The sequence below is a fragment of the Streptomyces sp. NPDC002671 genome, from assembly GCF_053592475.1.
The window spans coordinates 1-18,459 of record NZ_JBSFVU010000022.1; the positions used below are offsets into that span (position 1 = coordinate 1).

Consider the following 18,459-nt stretch of genomic DNA (forward strand, 5'->3'; position numbering starts at 1 on the left):
CACCCAAGACAACGACTGCTGAACACACGAAACAGAAGACACCTGGGTCACTTTTGACCCGCCCAAACTGGGTCACGGTTCAGCCGCCGCCGACAGCGGCGCTGATCTATCAGCACAGGGGGGACACGGAGGGCTGAACGGCCCCGGGAACGACTGAAGGCCCAGGGAGAGGAAAACGACCTCTCGCCTGGGCCTTCGGCGTACAGAGCGGGCGACGGGAATCGAACCCGCGTAGCTAGTTTGGAAGACTAGGGCTCTACCATTGAGCTACGCCCGCAGCAGTGAGCCGCAGGTCGGTGACTGCGGCACTGGAGTGCATCGTAGCGGGTCGCCCGCCGTGGAGGCCAACGTGTTGTTCTGCGGCGATGCCACGCGCACATGCACCGGATAAAGCGGCCGCCGTACCCGGCCGGGCCATGTACCCTACGTCTCGCACCAGACGGGGTGTGGCGCAGCTTGGTAGCGCGTCCGCTTTGGGAGCGGAAGGCCGTGGGTTCAAATCCCGCCACCCCGACCACCGGCTCACGTCGCTGTGATGATCGCCTTTTGGGGCGTCCCGCGGCTGCGGTTACTATGCAGACTGCGCGCCCGTGTGTCCCGGCCCCAGGGCCTACGAACTCCTCCGGGCGGCTAAATCGGCCGGGCCTGTCAGGTCCCGGCGGAACCCGAGAAGTCAGCCACAAGGAGACCGAACCGTGAAGAGCGCCGTGGAGACCCTGAACCCGACCCGGGTTCGGCTCACTGTCGAGGTGCCCTTCGAGGAGCTCAAGGACAGCCTCGACGCGGCGTACCAGAAGATCAACCAGCAGGTCACGGTGAAGGGCTTCCGTAAGGGCAAGATCCCGGCCCGCGTCATCGACCAGCGGTTCGGCCGCGGTGCGGTCCTCGAGGAGGCCGTCAACGACGCGCTCCCGAAGTTCTACACCGAAGCGGTCAACGAGGCCGAGCTGAGCCCGCTGGGCCAGCCCGAGGTCGACATCACCGAGCTGAAGGACGGCGAGACGCTGAACTTCACCGCCGAGGTCGACGTCCGCCCGGCCATCGAGATCCCGGACTACTCCGGCATCGAGGTCGAGGTCGACGCCGTCGAGGTCACCGACGAGGACGTCGAGAAGTCGGTCGAGCAGCTGCGCGAGCGCTTCGCCTCCACCTCCCCGGTCGAGCGTGCTGCCGAGGACGGCGACGTCGTCACCATCGACCTGGAGGCCAAGGTCGACGGCGAGGTCCTCGAGGACGGCGTCGCCAACGGCGTCTCCTACACCATCGGCTCCGGTGAGCTGCTGGACGGCATCGACGACGCCGTGAAGGGCCTGGAGGCCGGTGGCGAGGCCACCTTCACCTCCGAGCTGAAGGGCGGCTCCGCCGCGGGCAAGGAGGCCGAGGTCACCGTCAAGGTCACCCAGGTCGCCGCGCGTGAGCTGCCGGAGCTGGACGACGAGTTCGCGCAGCTCGCCTCCGAGTTCGACACCCTGGACGAGCTGAAGGCCGACAGCCGCAAGCGCCTGGCCAACATGAAGCAGTTCGACCAGGCCACGCAGGCCCAGGAGCGCGTCCTGGAGAAGCTCCTCGAGCTGGTCGAGGTCCCGGTCCCCGAGAAGCTGCTCGAGGACGAGATCAACACCCGCAAGCACAACCTGGAGCACCACCAGCTCGGCCAGATGGGTCTGACCCTCGACAAGTACCTGGAGATCCAGGGCAAGACCGCCGAGGAGTTCGACACCGAGACCCGCGAGGCCGCGGTCAAGGGCATCAAGACCCAGTTCGTCCTGGACGAGCTGGTCAAGAAGGAGCAGCTCAACGTCAACCAGGAGGAGCTCACCGAGCACCTCATGCGGCGTGCGGCCTCCTCCGGCATGTCCCCCGACCAGTTCGCCCAGGCCGTCGTCGAGGGTGGCCAGGTGCCGCTCCTCGTCGGCGAGGTCGCCCGCGGCAAGGCCCTGGCCGTCGTGGTCGAGGCCGCCACGGTGAAGGACACCAACGGCGAGGTCATCGACCTGGACGACGAGGACGAGGCCGAGGCCGCCATCGAGACGGTCGAGGCCGCCGAGGCCGCCGAGGAGCAGCCGGAGGCCTGAGCGGCCGTACGGTACCTCTGACGACGTACACGGGCCCCTGGGGACTTTCCCAGGGGCCCGTTCGCCACATCCGGCCCCGGCGCAGCCGTTATGCCCCAGGCAGAGCCTCTACGCCCCCGGCGAACACCCCCATCTCCGGGATTCCCCGAAGGGACCTGCGCGTTAGGGTCCATGAATACGGGGGCAGGGGAGTCTCCTGAAGCCCCCGGCAGGACCCCGCAGGGAACACGTGAGACGGCCCGGCGCCGTCGTAAGACGAGCAGGTGGATACGTGACGAATCTGATGCCCTCCGCCGCCGGCGAGCCTTCCATCGGTGGTGGCCTCGGCGACCAGGTCTACAACCGGCTGCTCAACGAGCGGATCATCTTCCTCGGTCAGCAGGTCGACGACGACATCGCGAACAAGATCACCGCGCAGCTGCTCCTCCTTGCCGCCGACCCCGACAAGGACATCTACCTCTACATCAACAGCCCCGGCGGCTCGGTGACGGCCGGCATGGCGATCTACGACACCATGCAGTACATCCCGAACGACGTGGTCACGATCGCCATGGGCATGGCGGCCTCGATGGGCCAGTTCCTGCTCACCGGCGGTGCACCGGGCAAGCGCTTCGCGCTGCCGCACGCCGACATCATGATGCACCAGGGCTCCGCGGGCCTCGGCGGCACCGTCTCGGACATCAGGATCCAGGCCGAGTACCTGATGCGCACCAAGGTGCGCATGTCCGAGCTGACCGCGCAGCACTCCGGCCAGACCGTCGAGACGATCATCCGCGACGGTGACCGCGACCGCTGGTTCACCCCGGCAGAGGCCAAGGAGTACGGTCTCATTGACGAGATCATCACGCACGCCTCGGGTGTTCCGGGAGGCGGCGGCACCGGTGCCTGATGCCTGACCGGCCCGGCCGCGCCAGGCACCGCCACGACCCCAGCTCCCAGAACGCCACCAGGACGGTGAACACCCCATGAGCAACTTCCCCGGCGCCGCCAGCGGCATGTACGAAGGGCCCCGCCCCGAGAGCCGCTACGTCATCCCGCGCTTCGTCGAGCGCACCTCCCAGGGCATCCGCGAGTACGACCCGTACGCGAAGCTCTTCGAGGAGCGCGTGATCTTCCTCGGCGTCCAGATCGACGACGCCTCCGCCAACGACGTCATGGCGCAGCTGCTGTGCCTGGAGTCGATGGACCCCGACCGGGACATCTCGATCTACATCAACAGCCCGGGCGGCGACATGACCGCCCTGACGGCGATCTACGACACGATGCAGTTCGTGAAGCCCGACATCCAGACGGTGTGCATGGGCCAGGCGGCCTCCGCCGCGGCCATCCTGCTCGCCGCCGGTACGCCCGGCAAGCGCATGGCGCTGCCGAACTCCCGCGTGCTGATCCACCAGCCGGCCGGCTCCACCGGCCGCGGCCAGCTCTCCGACCTGGAGATCATCGCCAACGAGTTCACCCGGATGCGGACGCAGCTGGAGGACATGCTGTCCAAGCACACCGGCCGGCCGATCGAGAAGGTCCGCGAGGACATCGAGCGCGACAAGATCCTCACGGCCGAGGAGGCGCTGGAGTACGGCATCGTCGACCAGATCATTTCCACCCGGAAGATGAACAACGCATCGGTCCGCTGACCCGGAACGGCATATTCTGTGCCCCCCTTGGCGTGGCGCACGTCAAAGTGAACCGTGCCAAGGGGGGCCCGAACACCGGGCCCGGCAAGGTACCGTCGGACATAAGGCAGCACCAGGAGCCGCTGGACTCGAAAGCGTCCGGGCGTCTCCCAGGCGAAGGGGAAGCACACCGTGGCACGCATCGGTGACGGCGGCGATCTGCTCAAGTGCTCGTTCTGCGGCAAGAGCCAGAAGCAGGTCAAGAAGCTCATCGCAGGGCCCGGTGTGTACATCTGCGACGAGTGCATCGATCTCTGCAACGAGATCATCGAGGAGGAACTCGCCGAGACGAGCGAGGTGCGCTGGGAGGAACTCCCCAAGCCCCGCGAGATCTACGAGTTCCTGGAGGGGTACGTCGTCGGCCAGGAAGCGGCCAAGAAGGCGCTCTCCGTCGCCGTCTACAACCACTACAAGCGGGTCCAGGCGGGCGAGAACAGCGGCGCCAACGGCCGTGACGACGGGATCGAGTTGGCGAAGTCCAACATCCTCCTGCTCGGCCCGACGGGCTCCGGCAAGACCCTCCTCGCGCAGACCCTGGCGCGCATGCTGAACGTGCCCTTCGCCATCGCCGACGCGACCGCTCTCACGGAGGCGGGCTATGTCGGCGAGGACGTCGAGAACATCCTCCTGAAGCTCATCCAGGCGGCGGACTACGACGTCAAGAAGGCCGAGACGGGCATCATCTACATCGACGAGATCGACAAGGTGGCCCGCAAGAGCGAGAACCCGTCGATCACCCGGGACGTCTCCGGCGAGGGCGTCCAGCAGGCGCTGCTGAAGATCCTCGAAGGGACGACGGCCTCGGTCCCGCCGCAGGGCGGCCGCAAGCACCCGCACCAGGAGTTCATCCAGATCGACACGACGAACGTGCTGTTCATCGTGGGCGGTGCCTTCGCCGGCCTGGAGAAGATCATCGAGGCGCGCGCGGGTGCGAAGGGCATCGGCTTCGGTGCCACGATCCGCTCCAAGCGCGAGCTGGCGTCCAAGGACGTCTTCGAGGACGTCATGCCGGAGGACCTGGTCAAGTTCGGCATGATCCCCGAGTTCATCGGCCGTCTGCCGGTCATCACCTCGGTCCACAACCTCGACCGCGAGGCCCTCCTCCAGATCCTGGTCGAGCCCCGCAACGCGCTCGTCAAGCAGTACCAGCGCCTCTTCGAACTCGACGGCGTGGAACTGGACTTCGAGCGCGAGGCCCTGGAGGCCATCGCCGACCAGGCCATCCTCCGCCAGACCGGCGCCCGCGGCCTGCGCGCCATCATGGAGGAAGTCCTCATGTCCGTGATGTACGAGGTCCCGTCCCGCAAGGACGTGGCCCGAGTCGTCATCACGGCAGACGTCGTCCACTCGAACGTGAACCCGACCCTGATCCCGCGTGACGCGCGGGGGCGGGGGACGGGCGAGCAGAAGACGGCCTGAGCATCTCGAAGTTGGTGGGCAGGCACCCTTGGGTGTCTGCCCACCGGCATATCGGCCTACGGGTGACCGGCTCGTCGTGGCGTCACCGGCAAGCGCTAGCCAGGGTGCGTGTGGAGCGCGCCGGTGTTGCGCAGGAGGCGTGCACCCGAACCTGACGAAAGCGAAGGCGACTCGGTGTCGTCACCGAGTCGCCTTCAGCATTGAGGCAGTGCTGTGACAGGGAACGTCAAGCCTTGACGCGGACGTCGTTGCGCAGCTTGGCCGCCAGGTCCGCCGTGTCGTTGATCGTGCCGCCGTCACCGGAGGCAAGCATGGCGACGCTGAACGCCGTCACCCGGGCGATCGTGCTGTGGTCGGCCCAGATGCAGACCGGCACCTTGACCGTCTTCGCCGCTCCGCTGGACGACGACGAGGAGCTGGTGTTGTCGAGCTGAATCACCTGGCACTTCATGATGCCGCCGGAGAAGCCCGACGGGTTGACCGTCTCGGGGCTGCCGAGCAGTTTGCCCTTCAGGTCCGAGTCGCTCTGGTCCTTTTCGGACTCTGTCTTGGCCTTGGCGAACACGGCGTCCAGGACCGCTTCGGGATCGTCGATCGTGCCGTAGACACCGCTGAAGGTGAATCCCTTCGCGGTGAGCCCCTTGCCGTTCTTGTAGGTGCCGCCGGCACCCTGCGGGTTCTTGACGCCGGCCTTCTCGAAGTCCTTGAGGTCGGACGAGGTGACCTCGCTGCCGGACCCCGAGTTCGCATCCTTCGTGTAGGTGCCGTTGATCACCGTCTCCGGAGCCGTCAGCTTGTGCGGGCCATCGTCCGCCACGCCGCTGCTGCCGCTGCCGCCGTTGAGCAGCAAGGCCGCGCCCACCGCCACGGCGGCCACCACGGCCACCGCGCCGATGATCAGGCCCGTCTTCTTCTTGCCACCGGCCGGGGCCGGCGGCTGCGCCATGCCGTAGGGCTGCTGGCCGTAAGGGGCCTGCTGGCCGTAGGGGTTCGGCTGCGGGGGCATGCCGCCCTGCTGCGGGTAGCCGTAGCCGGGCTGCTGGGCCGGAGGGGCCTGCTGGGGGTAGCCGTAGCCGGGCTGGGGCGCCTGCGGCTGCTGGCCGTAGGGGCCCGGCTGGCCGTACGGACCCGGCTGCCCCGGCTGGCCGTACGGACCCGGCTGCTGGGGCGGCCCGCCGTACGGGCCCGGCTGGTTGTAGCTCATTTCTGGGTTCCCCTCCAGATGCTTATGTGTTCCAGACATCCTGGACCAAGCCCGGGAACCCCACGCCACCGGGGGCGGCACCGTTACAGAACAAACGCGTTTCGGGACCACCCCGTGACACCCCTAAACTGGCCCCCGTGACCGAGAACGCTCAGCAGCAGCCACCCGCGCCCGACAACGAACTGCCGACCCAGTACGCGCCGGCCGATGTAGAGGGGCCGCTGTACGAGCGCTGGGTAGAGCGCGGTTACTTCGAGGCGGACGCGAAGAGCGACAAGCCGCCGTACACCGTCGTCATCCCGCCGCCCAACGTCACCGGCAGCCTCCACCTGGGCCACGCCTTCGAGCACACGCTCATCGACGCCCTGACCCGCCGTAAGCGCATGCAGGGCTACGAGACCCTGTGGCAGCCCGGCATGGACCACGCCGGCATCGCCACCCAGAACGTCGTCGAGCGCGAGCTGGGCAAGGAAGGCAAGTCCCGGCACGACCTGGGTCGCGAGGCCTTCGTCGAGCGCGTCTGGCAGTGGAAGGCCGAGTCCGGCGGCCAGATCAGCGGGCAGATGCGCCGTCTGGGTGACGGCGTCGCCTGGTCGCGCGAGCGCTTCACGATGGACGAGGGCCTCTCCCAGGCCGTCCAGACCATCTTCAAGCGGCTCTACGACGACGAGCTGATCTACCGCGCCGAGCGCATCATCAACTGGTGCCCCCGCTGTCTGACGGCGATCTCGGACATCGAGGTCGAGTACCAGGACGACGACGGCGAGCTGGTCTCCATGAAGTACGGGGAGGGGGACGACGCCATCGTCGTCGCCACCACCCGTGCCGAGACGATGCTCGGCGACACCGCCGTCGCCGTCCACCCGGACGACGAGCGCTACAAGCACCTCGTCGGCAAGCTCATCAGGCTCCCGCTGACCGACCGTTCCATCCCGGTCGTCGCCGACACCCACGTCGACCCCGAGTTCGGCACCGGCGCCGTCAAGGTGACCCCGGCCCACGACCCGAACGACTTCGAGATCGGCCAGCGTCACGACCTGCCGTCCATCACGATCATGGACGAGCACGCGGTCATCACGGCCCACGGCCCCTTCCAGGGCCTGGACCGCCTGGAGGCCCGCTCCGCCATCGTCGCCGCGCTGCGCGCCGAGGGCCGGATCGTCACCGAGAAGCGGCCGTACGTCCACTCCGTCGGCCACTGCTCGCGCTGCAAGACCACCATCGAGCCGCGCCTGTCCATGCAGTGGTGGGTCAAGGTCGGCCCGCTGGCCAAGGCCGCCGGTGACGCCGTCCGCGACGGCAAGGTCAAGATCCATCCGCAGGAGATGGAGAAGCGGTACTTCGACTGGGTCGACAACCTCCACGACTGGTGCATCTCGCGGCAGTTGTGGTGGGGCCACCGCATCCCGGTCTGGTACGGCCCGAACGGCGAGGTCGTCTGCGTCGGCCCGAACGAGGAGCCGCCGTCCGGCGAGGGCTGGCACCAGGACACCGACGTCCTCGACACCTGGTTCTCCTCCGGCCTGTGGCCCTTCTCCACCCTGGGCTGGCCCGAGCAGACCGACTCGCTCGCGAAGTTCTACCCGAACTCCGTCCTGGTCACCGGCTACGACATCCTCTTCTTCTGGGTCGCCCGGATGATGATGTTCGGCCTGTACGCGATGGACGGCACCCCGCCGTTCCACACCATCGCCCTGCACGGCATGGTCCGCGACCAGTTCGGCAAGAAGATGTCGAAGTCCTTCGGCAACGCGGTCAACCCGCTGGACTGGATGGACAAGTACGGCTCCGACGCCCTCCGCTTCACCCTCGCCCGCGGCGCCAACCCCGGCGTCGACGTCCCGATCGGTGAGGACTGGGTCCAGGGTTCCCGTAACTTCGCCAACAAGATCTGGAACGCGACCCGCTTCGCGCTGATGAACGGCGCGACGGTGGAAGGCCCGCTGCCCGACGCCTCGAAGATGTCGGCGACGGACCGCTGGATCCTCTCCCGGCTCAACTCGGTGATCGCCGAAGTCGACGCGTACTACGACGACTTCCAGTTCGCCAAGCTCTCCGACGCCCTCTTCCACTTCGCGTGGGACGAGGTCTTCGACTGGTACGTCGAGCTGTCCAAGACGACGTTCCAGGCGGGCGGCGAGGCGGCCGAGGTCTCCCAGCGGGTCCTCGGCGAGGTCCTCGACGTCACCCTGAAGCTGCTGCACCCTGTGGTCCCGTTCGTCACGGAGACCCTGTGGACGACGCTGACGGGCGGCGAGTCGCTCGTCATCGCCGACTGGCCGAAGGACAGTGGCTTCCGTGACGCCGACGCCGAGCGGGAGATCGAGTCGCTCCAGTCCGTCATCACCGAGGTCCGCCGTTTCCGCGCCGACCAGGGCCTGCAGCCCGGCCAGCGTGTCCCGGCCCGCCTGACGCTGGACGGTACGGCGCTGGCCCCGCACGAGGCGGCCATCCGCCAGCTGCTGCGCCTCCAGCCGGAGGGCGAGTCCTTCACGGCCACGGCGACCCTCCCGGTCGCGGGCGCCGAGGTGGCGCTGGACCTCTCCGGCACGATCGACGTCGCGGCGGAGCGCAAGCGCCTCGCGAAGGACCTCGCGGCGGCCGAGAAGGAGAAGGCCCAGGCCACGGCCAAGCTCGGCAACGAGGCGTTCCTCGCGAAGGCCCCGGACCAGGTGGTCGACAAGATCCGCACGCGCCTGGCCAAGGCGGACGAGGACATCGCCCGCATCCAGTCCCAGCTGGACCGACTGCCGCAGGCGTAAGTCGTTCGACGCTGCTGAAGGCCCCCGGAGCTGTCACGCACCGGGGGCCTTTCGCTTGCCCGTGCGGAAGCCACCCCAGACCGGCGCCGCCAAGCCCCCGCGCGCTCCGTAGACTGACCCTGTGAGCGACCACGACGACCAGCCAGACCCCCTCGACAGCTTCGACGAGATGATCGAAGCCGAAGCCACCCGCGACCCCGACCTCGCGGTGATCGAGGCCGGCAGCCGCACCCTGCGTACCCAGGGCGGCCTGCCGCAGGCCGACGTACCCGGGCGCCCCGAAGACCCCGAGGTCGACAAGGCCCTGCGCGAGGTCGAGGCGGAGCTGGCGGCCCGCTGGGGCGAGACCAAGCTGGAGCCGTCGGTCAGCCGTATCGCTGCGCTGACGGACCTGCTGGGCGAGCCGCAGCGCTCGTACCCCTCCCTCCACATCACCGGCACCAACGGCAAGACCTCCACCGCCCGCATGATCGAGGCCCTGCTCGGCTCCTTCGAGCTGCGCACCGGCCGCTACACCAGCCCGCACGTGCAGTTGATCACCGAGCGGATCAGCCTGGACGGCGCTCCGATGTCCGCCGAGCGGTTCATCGAGGCGTACAACGACATCAAGCCGTACGTCGAGATGGTCGACGCCTCCCAGGAGTACCGGCTCTCCTTCTTCGAGGTGCTCACCGGCATGGCGTACGCCGCCTTCGCGGACGCGCCGGTGGACGTCGCCGTCGTCGAGGTGGGCATGGGCGGCTCCTGGGACGCCACCAACGTGATCGACGCCGATGTCGCCGTGGTCACCCCGATCGACCTGGACCACACCGACCGGCTCGGCGAGTCGCACGCGGAGATCGCCGCCGAGAAGGCCGGGATCATCAAGCAGGGCGCGACCGTCATCCTGGCGCAGCAGCCGGTGGAGGCGGCGCAGGTGCTGCTGAAGAAGGCGGTCGAGGTCGACGCGACCGTGGCCCGGGAGGGTCTGGAGTTCGGGGTCGTCGCCCGGCAGGTGGCCGTCGGCGGGCAGCTGATCACGCTGCGCGGTCTCGGCGGCGAGTACCCCGAGGTGTACCTGCCGCTGCACGGCGCCCACCAGGCGCACAACGCGGCCGTGGCGCTCGCCGCCGTCGAGGCGTTCTTCGGCGTCGGCGCGCAGCGCTCGGAGCCGCTGGACATCGACGTCGTCCGCAGGGCCTTCGCGACCGTCTCCTCGCCGGGCCGGATGGAGGTCGTACGGCACTCACCCACGGTGATCCTGGACGCCGCGCACAACCCGGCGGGCGCGCGGGTGACCGCGGAGGCGGTGCAGGAGGCCTTCGACTTCAGCCGGCTGATCGGCGTGGTCGGCGCGAGCGGCGACAAGAACGTCCGGGAGGTGCTGGAGGCCTTCGAGCCGATCTTCGCCGAGGTCGTCGTCACCCGGAACTCCAGCGACCGCGCCATGGACGCGGACGAGCTGGCCGCGATCGCCGTCGAGGTGTTCGGCGAGGAGCGGGTCCAGGTCGAGCCGCGGCTGCCGGACGCACTGGAGGCCGCGATCACGCTGGCCGAGGAGGAGGGCGAGTTCGCGGGCGGCGGGGTGCTGGTCACCGGCTCGGTCATCACGGTGGGCGAGGCCCGCCTGCTTCTGGGAAAGGGCTGAGGGGTCCGTCGTGCGTGTGCTCTGCTCATCGACGCTGATCGGCGAGTTCTTCGTCATCGGCTTCGCCGGTCTGGTGGCCATGAAGGACCCGGACCTGTCGGTGTCCATGGTGTGGCTGGTCAGCGGTATCGCCATGGTGCTGTCCGTGCTGCTGTGCGGCATGGTGACCCGGCCGGGCGGCGTCGCCCTCGGCTGGGTGCTGCAACTCGGCCTGATCGCCTCCGGCTTCGCCGTCCCGACCATGTTCTTCCTCGGCGTGGTGTTCGCGGGGCTGTGGTGGGCGTCGGTGCACTTCGGCAGGAAGGTGGACGAGGCCAAGGCCCGGTTCGCCGCCCAGGCCGAGGCCGAGGCGGCGGGCTCCTCCGCACCTGACGCTGCGTAACGGGCTCCCGGACACGCCCTGTAACCTCGTCCCACCGCACACGTCAGTCAGAAGGAGTCACCCCGTGAGCCAGCGCACCCTCGTCCTGCTCAAGCCCGACGCCGTCCGTCGCGGCCTGACCGGCGAGATCATCAGCCGTATCGAGCGCAAGGCCGGCTGGCAGATCACCGCGCTGGAGCTGCGCACCCTGGACCAGGGAACGCTGGAGCAGCACTACGGCGAGCACGTCGGCAAGCCCTTCTACGAGCCGCTGGTCGAGTTCATGGCCTCGGGTCCGGTCGTCGCGCTGATCGTGGAGGGCGAGCGGGTCATCGAGGGCGTGCGCCAGCTGGCCGGCCCCACCGACCCGATCGCCGCCGTCCCCGGCTCCATCCGCGGTGACTTCGGCGTCATCGTCCGGGAGAACCTGATCCACGCCTCCGACTCCGAGGAGTCCGCCGAGCGCGAGGTGAAGATCTTCTTCCCGGGCCGTGCCTGAACGGCGACGTCGCGCTGATATTCGGATAAATTTTCTGACGGGGCATCAGCTCCGCCGGGGGTCCTCGGGGGACCGCCGCCAGGGACGGCCGTACATTTTCGGCCGTCCTTTGGCATATGCGTTGCCGATCGGGGGAACGCGTGCCACCGATGGACCGTCTCCACAAGCGAGGCGGCTCGTCATCTGCTGACAATGGCGAAGACCCTCGCGCAGTGTCCGTGCAGGCGCGTCTACCATGGAAGCCTTCACGTCACAGCACCCACCTCGCCAACCTGAAAAGCCCTCAAAAGCTCGTGGGAAGGCCAGACGAATCCTGATGGGGAACTCAATGTCGTTCATCGGCCGTGACATGGCTGTCGACCTCGGGACCGCCAACACGCTGGTGTACGTCAGGGGTCGCGGGATCGTACTCAACGAGCCGTCCGTGGTCGCGATCAACACCAACACTGGTGGCATCCTCGCGGTCGGTGCCGAAGCGAAGAAGATGATCGGCCGGACGCCGGGCAACATCGTCGCCGTGCGTCCACTGAAGGACGGCGTGATCGCCGACTTCGAGATCACCGAGCGGATGCTCCGCTACTTCATCCTGAAGATCCACAAGCGGCGCTATCTCGCCCGGCCGCGCGTGGTCGTCTGTGTGCCCTCGGGCATCACGGGCGTCGAGCGCCGCGCCGTCATCGAGGCGTCCACCCAGGCCGGCGCCCGCCAGGTGCACATCATCGAGGAGCCCATGGCCGCCGCCATCGGCTCCGGGCTGCCGGTCCACGAGGCCACGGGCAACATGGTGGTGGACATCGGCGGCGGCACCACGGAGGTCGCGGTCATCTCGCTCGGCGGCATCGTCACCGCCCAGTCCATCCGTGTCGCGGGCGACGAACTGGACAACGCGATCATCCAGCACATCAAGAAGGAGTACAGCCTTCTGCTGGGTGAGCGGACGGCCGAGCAGATCAAGATCACGATCGGTTCGGCGTACGACCTCGACTCCGACGAGCACACCGAAATCCGTGGCCGGGACCTGGTGTCCGGACTGCCGAAGACCGTCGTCATCTCGGCCGCCGAAGTCCGCAAGGCGATCGAGGAGCCGGTCAACGCGATCGTCGACGCCGTGAAGACGACGCTCGACAAGTGCCCGCCGGAGCTGTCCGGCGACATCATGGACAGAGGAATCGTTCTGACCGGCGGCGGGGCGCTGCTGCGCGGCCTGGACGAGCGCCTGCGGCGGGAGACCGGCATGCCGATCCACATCGCCGAGGACCCGCTGGACAGCGTGGCGCTCGGCTCCGGAAAGTGCGTCGAGGAGTTCGAGGCGCTCCAGCAGGTCCTGGACGCCCAGCCGCGCCGGTGACGTGACGCCGATTCCGCCGTACGAGACGTTCTCCTCTCGTGCGGCGGATCGTTGATGTAGACGTTGATATAGAGGCATAAGCTCCCACAAATGGACCCCATGGGTTGATGCTTCACCGACGGCACCGTCGGGGGGTCCCCGAATTCCTACTTGAGGAAGGGCACGGCCGCCGCACGTGAGGGACACGAAAGAGAGCCGGCTGCTCCTGGTCCTGCTGATCGCCATCGCGTTCGCGCTGATCACGGTGGACATCCGAGGGGGCCGGAACTCCCCTGTCGACGGTGCCCGGCAGGCCGCCGCCGCGGTGTTCGGCCCGATCGAGAACGGGCTGTCATCGGCGGTCGAGCCGGTCGGCAACGCCGTCTCCGCCATCCGTGACTCCGGCAGCCGCCACAACCGGCTTGCCGCGCTGGAGAAGGAGAACGCGGCCCTCAAGGCGAAGCTCGGCAGCGACGACCGCAACCGCAGCCGCCTCAAGCAGCTCGACAAGATGCTGAAGATCTCGGGCGAGGGCCAGTACGGCATCAAGGGCGCCCAGGTCATCGCCATAGGGTCGGCGCAGGGCTTCTCCTGGACCATCACCATCGACGCCGGCGCCGACGACGGCATCAAGCGCGACATGACCGTACTCAACGGCGACGGGCTGGTCGGCCGCGTCACCACCGTCGGCCCGAACACCTCCACCGTGCTCCTCGCCAACGACCCCGACTTCACCGTCGGCACCCGCTTGGAGGGCAGCGACGAACTCGGCTTCGCCTCCGGGCAGGGCGACCGCCCGCTGCGCGTCGAACTCCTCAACGCCAAGGCCGAGGTGAAGAAGGGCGACCGGCTCGTCACCTTCGGCTCCGAGGCGGACAAGCCCTTCGTGCCCGGCGTCCCGGTCGGTGTGGTCTCCCGAGTCGACCCCTCCGGCGGCGGCCTCACCCGCACCCTCTACGTCACGCCGTACGTCGGCTTCACCAAGCTCGACATCGTCGGCGTGGTCGTCGAGGCGCCGAAGAAGGACCCGCGGGACACCGTGCTCCCGGCCCAGCCCAAGCCGATCCCGACGCCGACGGTGACCGTCACGGTCACCCCCTCGGCCGACGCACCCGCCGACGGACAGCAGCAGTAGGAGCTCTTCACCTCATGCGCCTCAACCGGATCCTGCTCTCCTCCGCGCTGGTCGTCGTCGCCCTCGTGGTGCAGGTCAGCGTCCTCGCCCGGCTGCATCTGCCGGGCGCCGTGCCCGACCTGCTGCTGCTCACCGTCCTCGGCCTCGCCATGGTGTACGGCCACGTCGGCGGCGCCCTCGTCGGCTTCGGCGCGGGCCTCATCGCCGACCTCGCCCCGCCCGCCGACCACGCGGCCGGCCGCTACGCGCTCGTGCTGTGCGTCATCGGCTACGGCGCCGGGCTCATCAGACCGGAGAACGGCCGCCTGAAGTCGGCGACCGGCCCGATGGCCGTCGTGGTCGCCGCCGCGATCGGCTCCACCCTGCTCTACCTGGGCGTCGGCACCCTCGTCGGCGACACCGCCGCCCGCCATGTCGGCCTGACCGGCCTGCTGTTCTCGGCCGCCCTGTACGACCTGCTGCTCGCCCCGTTCGTGGTCCCCGCGATCATGTGGCTGGCCCGCCGCGCCGACAACAACCCGCTGGCCGAGACCGGCCCCGCCGCCAAGGCGGGTGACATCTCCTCGGGCTGGCAGTCCTCCGGCACCGGCCTGCGCATCGGCTCCCAGCGCGGCGGCCTCGGCGCGCTGAAGGCCAAGGCCCGCACCCGCTCGGCCCGGGTCGGCCGCATCAAGGGGGTCAAGCGGCTGTGAACAGCGCAGAGTTCACCCGAACGGGGCAGCTTTCGCGGAACGCGGGCTCACAGGCCGGCCGTTCATCATGCGTACGCACACACACGGTTCGCGTACTCACGTTCGCGTACTGAGAGGGGGAGACAGCCACAGTGACCAACATTCCCGAGACCGGAAGGACCCCACGGGTCCAGACGCGCCTCGTCGTGATCCAGATCCTCGTCCTCTCCCTCCTCGGCACGCTCGGCGGCCGGCTGTGGTACCTGCAGATCCGGGAGGGCGCCGAGTACCAGAAGGAGGCCTCCGGCAACCACGTCCAGCAGGTCGTCCAGCCCGCCGTCCGCGGCGACATCCTGGACGCCCGCGGCGTGCCCCTCGCCGACAACGAGACCCGGCTGGTGGTCTCCGCCTCCCGCACCGACCTGCTCAAGCAGCGGGACGGCGGCAAGGCCGTCCTCGCCAAGCTGGCCGGCGTCCTCGGCATGAAGACCGAGGAGGTCAGGCAGAAGGTCCGGCTGTGCGACGCCAAGACCCCGCAGCCCTGCTGGAACGGCTCGCCGTACCAGCCGATCCCGATCACCGACAAGGCAACCGCCAAGCAGGCCCTGCAGATCCGCGAGCGCTCCGAGGACTTCCCCGGCATCACCGCCGAGCCCGAGGCCGTACGCCGCTACGCGGGCCCCGGCAAGTCCAACACCGCCCAGGTGCTCGGCTACCTCTCGCCCGTCACCGACGACGAACTCCAGAAGGCCAAGGACACCGACTCGCCGTTCCTGCGCTCCGACATGGTCGGCCGCTCCGGCCTGGAGCGGGAGTACGACAAGCAGCTGCGCGGCAAGGCCGGCGTCACCCGCTACGAGGTCGACAACCTCGGCCGGGTCATCGGCAAGGCCAAGGCGGACCCGGCCGAGGCCGGTTCCAAGCTGGTCACCAGCATCGACTCCCGCGTCCAGCGCGTCGCCGAGTACGAACTGGACAAGGCGATGAAGGTCGCCCGCCAGCAGTTCGACAAGGTCACCGGCGAGAAATACAAGGCCGACTCCGGCGCCGTCGTCGTGATGGAGGCCAAGACCGGCCGGATCGTCGCCATGGCCTCGGCCCCGACCTACGACCCGAACGTGTGGGTCGGCGGCATCTCCGCCAAGGACTACAAGGCCCTCACCGGCAAGAACTCCGACTACCCGCTGCTCAACCGGGCCATACAGGGTCAGGCCGCGCCCGGCTCGACCTTCAAGGTGGTCTCCACGGCCGCCGCGGTCCAGGCCGGCTATGTGTGGGACGGCGGCTACCCGTGCACCAGCTCGTACTCGGTGGGCGGCCAGGTCTTCAAGAACTTCGAGGGCGAGAACTTCGGCCCGATCTCCCTCGGGCGCGCCCTGGAGGTCTCCTGCGACACCGTCTTCTACGGTCTCGCGGACCGGGAGTGGAAGAGGGACGGCGGCATCCACCCGAAGAAGGGCCAGCCGAAGGACTGGTTCTTCAAGACCGCCCACCAGTTCGGCCTGGGCAAGGAGACCGGCGTCGACCTGCCCAACGAGGTCACCGGCCGCGTCCCCGACCGCCAGTGGAAGCTCGACTACTGGAAGGCCAACAAGGACGCCTGGTGCAAGTCCGGGAAGAAGGACGGCTCCTACGTCGAGAGGATTGCCTACGAGAACTGCCTCGAAGGCAACAGGATGCGCGAGGGTGACGAGATCAACTACTCCATCGGCCAGGGCGACACCCTCGTCACGCCGATCCAGGAGGCCGTGATCTACGGCGCCGTCTCCAACGGCGGCACCATGTACGCGCCCACCATCGGCAAGGCGATCATCAGCCCCGACGGCAAGACCGTGACGCCCATCAAGCCGAAGGTGCGGGGCCGGCTGCCGGTCAGCCAGGCCACCCTCCACGGCATGAACGACGCCTTCGCGGGCGTCATCACCCGCGGTACGGCCGCCTGGAAGTTCGGCGGCTGGCCGCAGGACAAGATCCCGCTGCACGCCAAGACCGGTACCGCCGAGGTCTACGGCAAGCAGACCACCTCCTGGCTGGCCACCTACTCCAAGGACTACACGGTGATCATGACGATCGCCCAGGCCGGTACGGGTTCCGGCGCCTCCGGTGAGGCCGTGCGCAACATCTACAGCGCGCTCTACGGCGTCCAGGGCGACGGCTCCATCGACAACAAGAAGGCCCTGCTGCCCGAACCGCAGAAGAACCTGCCGAAGGTCCGCACGGACGGCACCATCGCCGCCCCGAAGATCACCGGCGACCCGGGGAAGGACAACGAGAAGGCCCAGGCGACGGGGACGGACGACACCAACGCGGCCGACGACCAGCAGACCCCGGCCACCACGCCCTCGCCCGGCACGGGCGGCAACCGCGACACCCGCAGACGGCCTCGCGGCCGGGGCGGCCGAGGCGGCCGGAGGACGCTCGCATGACTGGCAACAGCTTCTCCGTCTCCGGGTACGGGCCCGAGCGGGCCGGGTGGACCAGGATCTTCGCCCGTGACTCACTGACCCGCCGCCTCGACTGGCCGATACTGCTCGCCGCCGTCGCGCTGTCGCTGATCGGCTCCCTGCTGGTGTACTCGGCGACCCGCAACCGCACCGAGATCAACCAGGGCGACCCGTACTTCTTCCTCGTCCGGCACCTGATGAACCTCGGCATCGGGGCCGCCCTGATGATCGGCACGATCTGGCTCGGGCACCGCGCCCTGCGCAACGCCGTGCCGATCCTCTACGGCCTGTCGGTCCTGCTGTCCCTGGTGGTCCTCACCCCGCTCGGCGCCACGATCAACGGCCAGCGGAACTGGATCGTCATCGGCGGCTTCTCGATCCAGCCCGCCGAGTTCCTCAAGGTCACGATCATCCTGGGCATGGCGATGATGCTGGCCACGCGGGTGGACGCGGGAGACAAGCCGTACCCGGATCACCGGACCGTGGCGCAGTCCCTCGGCCTCGCGGCCGTACCGATCCTGATCCTGCTGCTCATGCCCGACCTCGGCTCGGTGCTCGCCATGGTGGCCATCATCCTGGGCGTGCTGCTCGCCTCCGGCTCCTCCAACCGCTGGGTCTTCGGCCTGCTCACCGCCGGCGTGATCGGCTGCGTCGCCATCTGGCAGCTGCACATCCTGGACGAGTACCAGATCAACCGCTTCGCGGCCTTCGCCAACCCGGACCTCGACCCGGCCGGCGTCGGCTACAACACCAACCAGGCCCGCATCGCCATCGGCTCCGGCGGACTGACCGGCGCGGGCCTCTTCCACGGCTCGCAGACCACCGGCCAGTTCGTCCCCGAGCAGCAGACGGACTTCGTCTTCACGGTCGCGGGGGAGGAGCTGGGCTTCCTCGGCGCGGGCCTGATCATCTTCCTGATCGGCGTCATCCTGTGGCGCGCCTGCCGCATAGCCCGCGACTCGACCGAGCTCTACGGCACGATCGTCGCCGCCGGGATCGTGGCCTGGTTCGCCTTCCAGTCCTTCGAGAACATCGGCATGACCCTCGGCATCATGCCGGTCACCGGCCTGCCCCTGCCGTTCGTGTCCTACGGCGGTTCGTCCATGTTCGCGGTGTGGGTGGCAGTAGGCCTGCTGCAGTCGATCAAGGTGCAGAGACCGATGTCGGCCTGAGGCGGTTCGCGAGGTCGTTAACCGGGTGATTGGGGGGAGTTTTCCCGCCATTCACCCGGGGTGACCTCTGCCCTCCCGGCTCGACAGCCACTA

General features: G+C 68.6%; 14 protein-coding genes and 2 tRNA genes. 14 read left to right on the forward strand and 2 right to left on the reverse strand.

All coding sequences use genetic code 11. From position 1 onward, the window contains the following. Nucleotides 1-206 precede the first annotated feature (206 nt). Nucleotides 207-277 (reverse strand) — tRNA-Gly (locus tag ACWD35_RS29840). 163 nt (nt 278-440) lie between these two features. Here ACWD35_RS29840 and ACWD35_RS29845 point away from each other — a divergent pair. The 5 genes from ACWD35_RS29845 to clpX all read left to right on the forward strand — a co-directional run bounded on the left by ACWD35_RS29845 (nt 441) and on the right by clpX (nt 5,164). Continuing rightward, nucleotides 441-517: transfer RNA gene (locus ACWD35_RS29845), tRNA-Pro, on the forward strand. Nucleotides 518-695: 178 nt separating this feature from the next. Further along, nucleotides 696-2,075 (forward strand): trigger factor, encoded by a 1,380-nt coding sequence (gene tig, locus ACWD35_RS29850; RefSeq protein WP_451354430.1) that lies wholly within the window; start codon nt 696-698, stop codon nt 2,073-2,075. 283 nt (nt 2,076-2,358) lie between these two features. After that, a complete protein-coding gene (locus tag ACWD35_RS29855) occupies nt 2,359-2,964 on the forward strand; it encodes an ATP-dependent Clp protease proteolytic subunit (RefSeq protein WP_451354546.1) in 606 nt (201 codons plus the stop codon). A gap of 76 nt (nt 2,965-3,040) precedes the next feature. After that, complete coding sequence (locus tag ACWD35_RS29860) at nt 3,041-3,706, forward strand: ATP-dependent Clp protease proteolytic subunit (RefSeq protein WP_451354431.1); 666 nt, start codon at nt 3,041-3,043, stop codon at nt 3,704-3,706. A 171-nt stretch (nt 3,707-3,877) separates the two neighbouring features. Further along, nucleotides 3,878-5,164 carry an ATP-dependent Clp protease ATP-binding subunit ClpX gene (gene clpX, locus ACWD35_RS29865; RefSeq protein WP_451354432.1) on the forward strand — a complete coding sequence of 429 codons (1,287 nt, stop codon included), beginning with the start codon at nt 3,878-3,880 and terminating at the stop codon, nt 5,162-5,164. A 226-nt stretch (nt 5,165-5,390) separates the two neighbouring features. On the opposite strand, the gene ACWD35_RS29870 is transcribed toward clpX, so the two are convergent. Then, entirely contained in the window at nt 5,391-6,368 is a 978-nt protein-coding gene (locus ACWD35_RS29870) for a hypothetical protein (protein ID WP_451354433.1), read from the reverse strand. 137 nt (nt 6,369-6,505) lie between these two features. Here ACWD35_RS29870 and ACWD35_RS29875 point away from each other — a divergent pair, with 137 nt between their 5' ends. From ACWD35_RS29875 to rodA, 9 genes are all read left to right on the forward strand, one after another. Beyond that, complete coding sequence (locus ACWD35_RS29875) at nt 6,506-9,130, forward strand: valine--tRNA ligase (protein ID WP_451354434.1); 2,625 nt, start codon at nt 6,506-6,508, stop codon at nt 9,128-9,130. Nucleotides 9,131-9,299: 169 nt separating this feature from the next. Next, nucleotides 9,300-10,757, forward strand: coding sequence for a bifunctional tetrahydrofolate synthase/dihydrofolate synthase (gene folC, locus ACWD35_RS29880; RefSeq protein WP_451354547.1), 1,458 nt, complete (start codon nt 9,300-9,302; stop codon nt 10,755-10,757). 10 nt (nt 10,758-10,767) lie between these two features. After that, the gene (locus ACWD35_RS29885; protein ID WP_451354435.1) at nt 10,768-11,139 is read left to right on the forward strand and encodes a DUF4233 domain-containing protein; all 372 of its coding nucleotides are present in this window, start codon (nt 10,768-10,770) and stop codon (nt 11,137-11,139) included. A 64-nt stretch (nt 11,140-11,203) separates the two neighbouring features. Then, nucleotides 11,204-11,617, forward strand: a complete 414-nt coding sequence (gene ndk, locus ACWD35_RS29890; protein ID WP_451354436.1) for a nucleoside-diphosphate kinase — start codon at nt 11,204-11,206, stop codon at nt 11,615-11,617. A gap of 328 nt (nt 11,618-11,945) precedes the next feature. Beyond that, entirely contained in the window at nt 11,946-12,965 is a 1,020-nt protein-coding gene (locus tag ACWD35_RS29895; RefSeq protein ID WP_451354548.1) for a rod shape-determining protein, read from the forward strand. Nucleotides 12,966-13,140: 175 nt separating this feature from the next. Continuing rightward, complete coding sequence (gene mreC / locus ACWD35_RS29900) at nt 13,141-14,079, forward strand: rod shape-determining protein MreC (protein WP_451354437.1); 939 nt, start codon at nt 13,141-13,143, stop codon at nt 14,077-14,079. A gap of 14 nt (nt 14,080-14,093) precedes the next feature. Next, nucleotides 14,094-14,771, forward strand: coding sequence for a rod shape-determining protein MreD (gene mreD / locus ACWD35_RS29905; RefSeq protein WP_451354438.1), 678 nt, complete (start codon nt 14,094-14,096; stop codon nt 14,769-14,771). A gap of 131 nt (nt 14,772-14,902) precedes the next feature. Further along, complete coding sequence (gene mrdA, locus ACWD35_RS29910) at nt 14,903-17,176, forward strand: penicillin-binding protein 2 (RefSeq protein WP_451354439.1); 2,274 nt, start codon at nt 14,903-14,905, stop codon at nt 17,174-17,176. Continuing rightward, nucleotides 17,173-18,366, forward strand: a complete 1,194-nt coding sequence (gene rodA / locus ACWD35_RS29915; protein WP_451354440.1) for a rod shape-determining protein RodA — start codon at nt 17,173-17,175, stop codon at nt 18,364-18,366. The genes mrdA and rodA overlap by 4 nt, the downstream gene beginning before the upstream one ends. Nucleotides 18,367-18,459: the final 93 nt, after the last annotated feature.

Coding starts and splice junctions, on each gene's coding strand:
- ACWD35_RS29860 (WP_451354431.1), top strand. CDS start 3,041: ATGAGCAACTTCCCCGGCGCCGCCAGCGGCATGTACGAAGGGCCCCGC.
- rodA (WP_451354440.1), top strand. CDS start 17,173: ATGACTGGCAACAGCTTCTCCGTCTCCGGGTACGGGCCCGAGCGGGCC.
- mreD (WP_451354438.1), top strand. CDS start 14,094: ATGCGCCTCAACCGGATCCTGCTCTCCTCCGCGCTGGTCGTCGTCGCC.
- ACWD35_RS29855 (WP_451354546.1), top strand. CDS start 2,359: ATGCCCTCCGCCGCCGGCGAGCCTTCCATCGGTGGTGGCCTCGGCGAC.
- ACWD35_RS29895 (WP_451354548.1), top strand. CDS start 11,946: ATGTCGTTCATCGGCCGTGACATGGCTGTCGACCTCGGGACCGCCAAC.
- ACWD35_RS29870 (WP_451354433.1), bottom strand. CDS start 6,368: ATGAGCTACAACCAGCCGGGCCCGTACGGCGGGCCGCCCCAGCAGCCG.
- folC (WP_451354547.1), top strand. CDS start 9,300: ATGATCGAAGCCGAAGCCACCCGCGACCCCGACCTCGCGGTGATCGAG.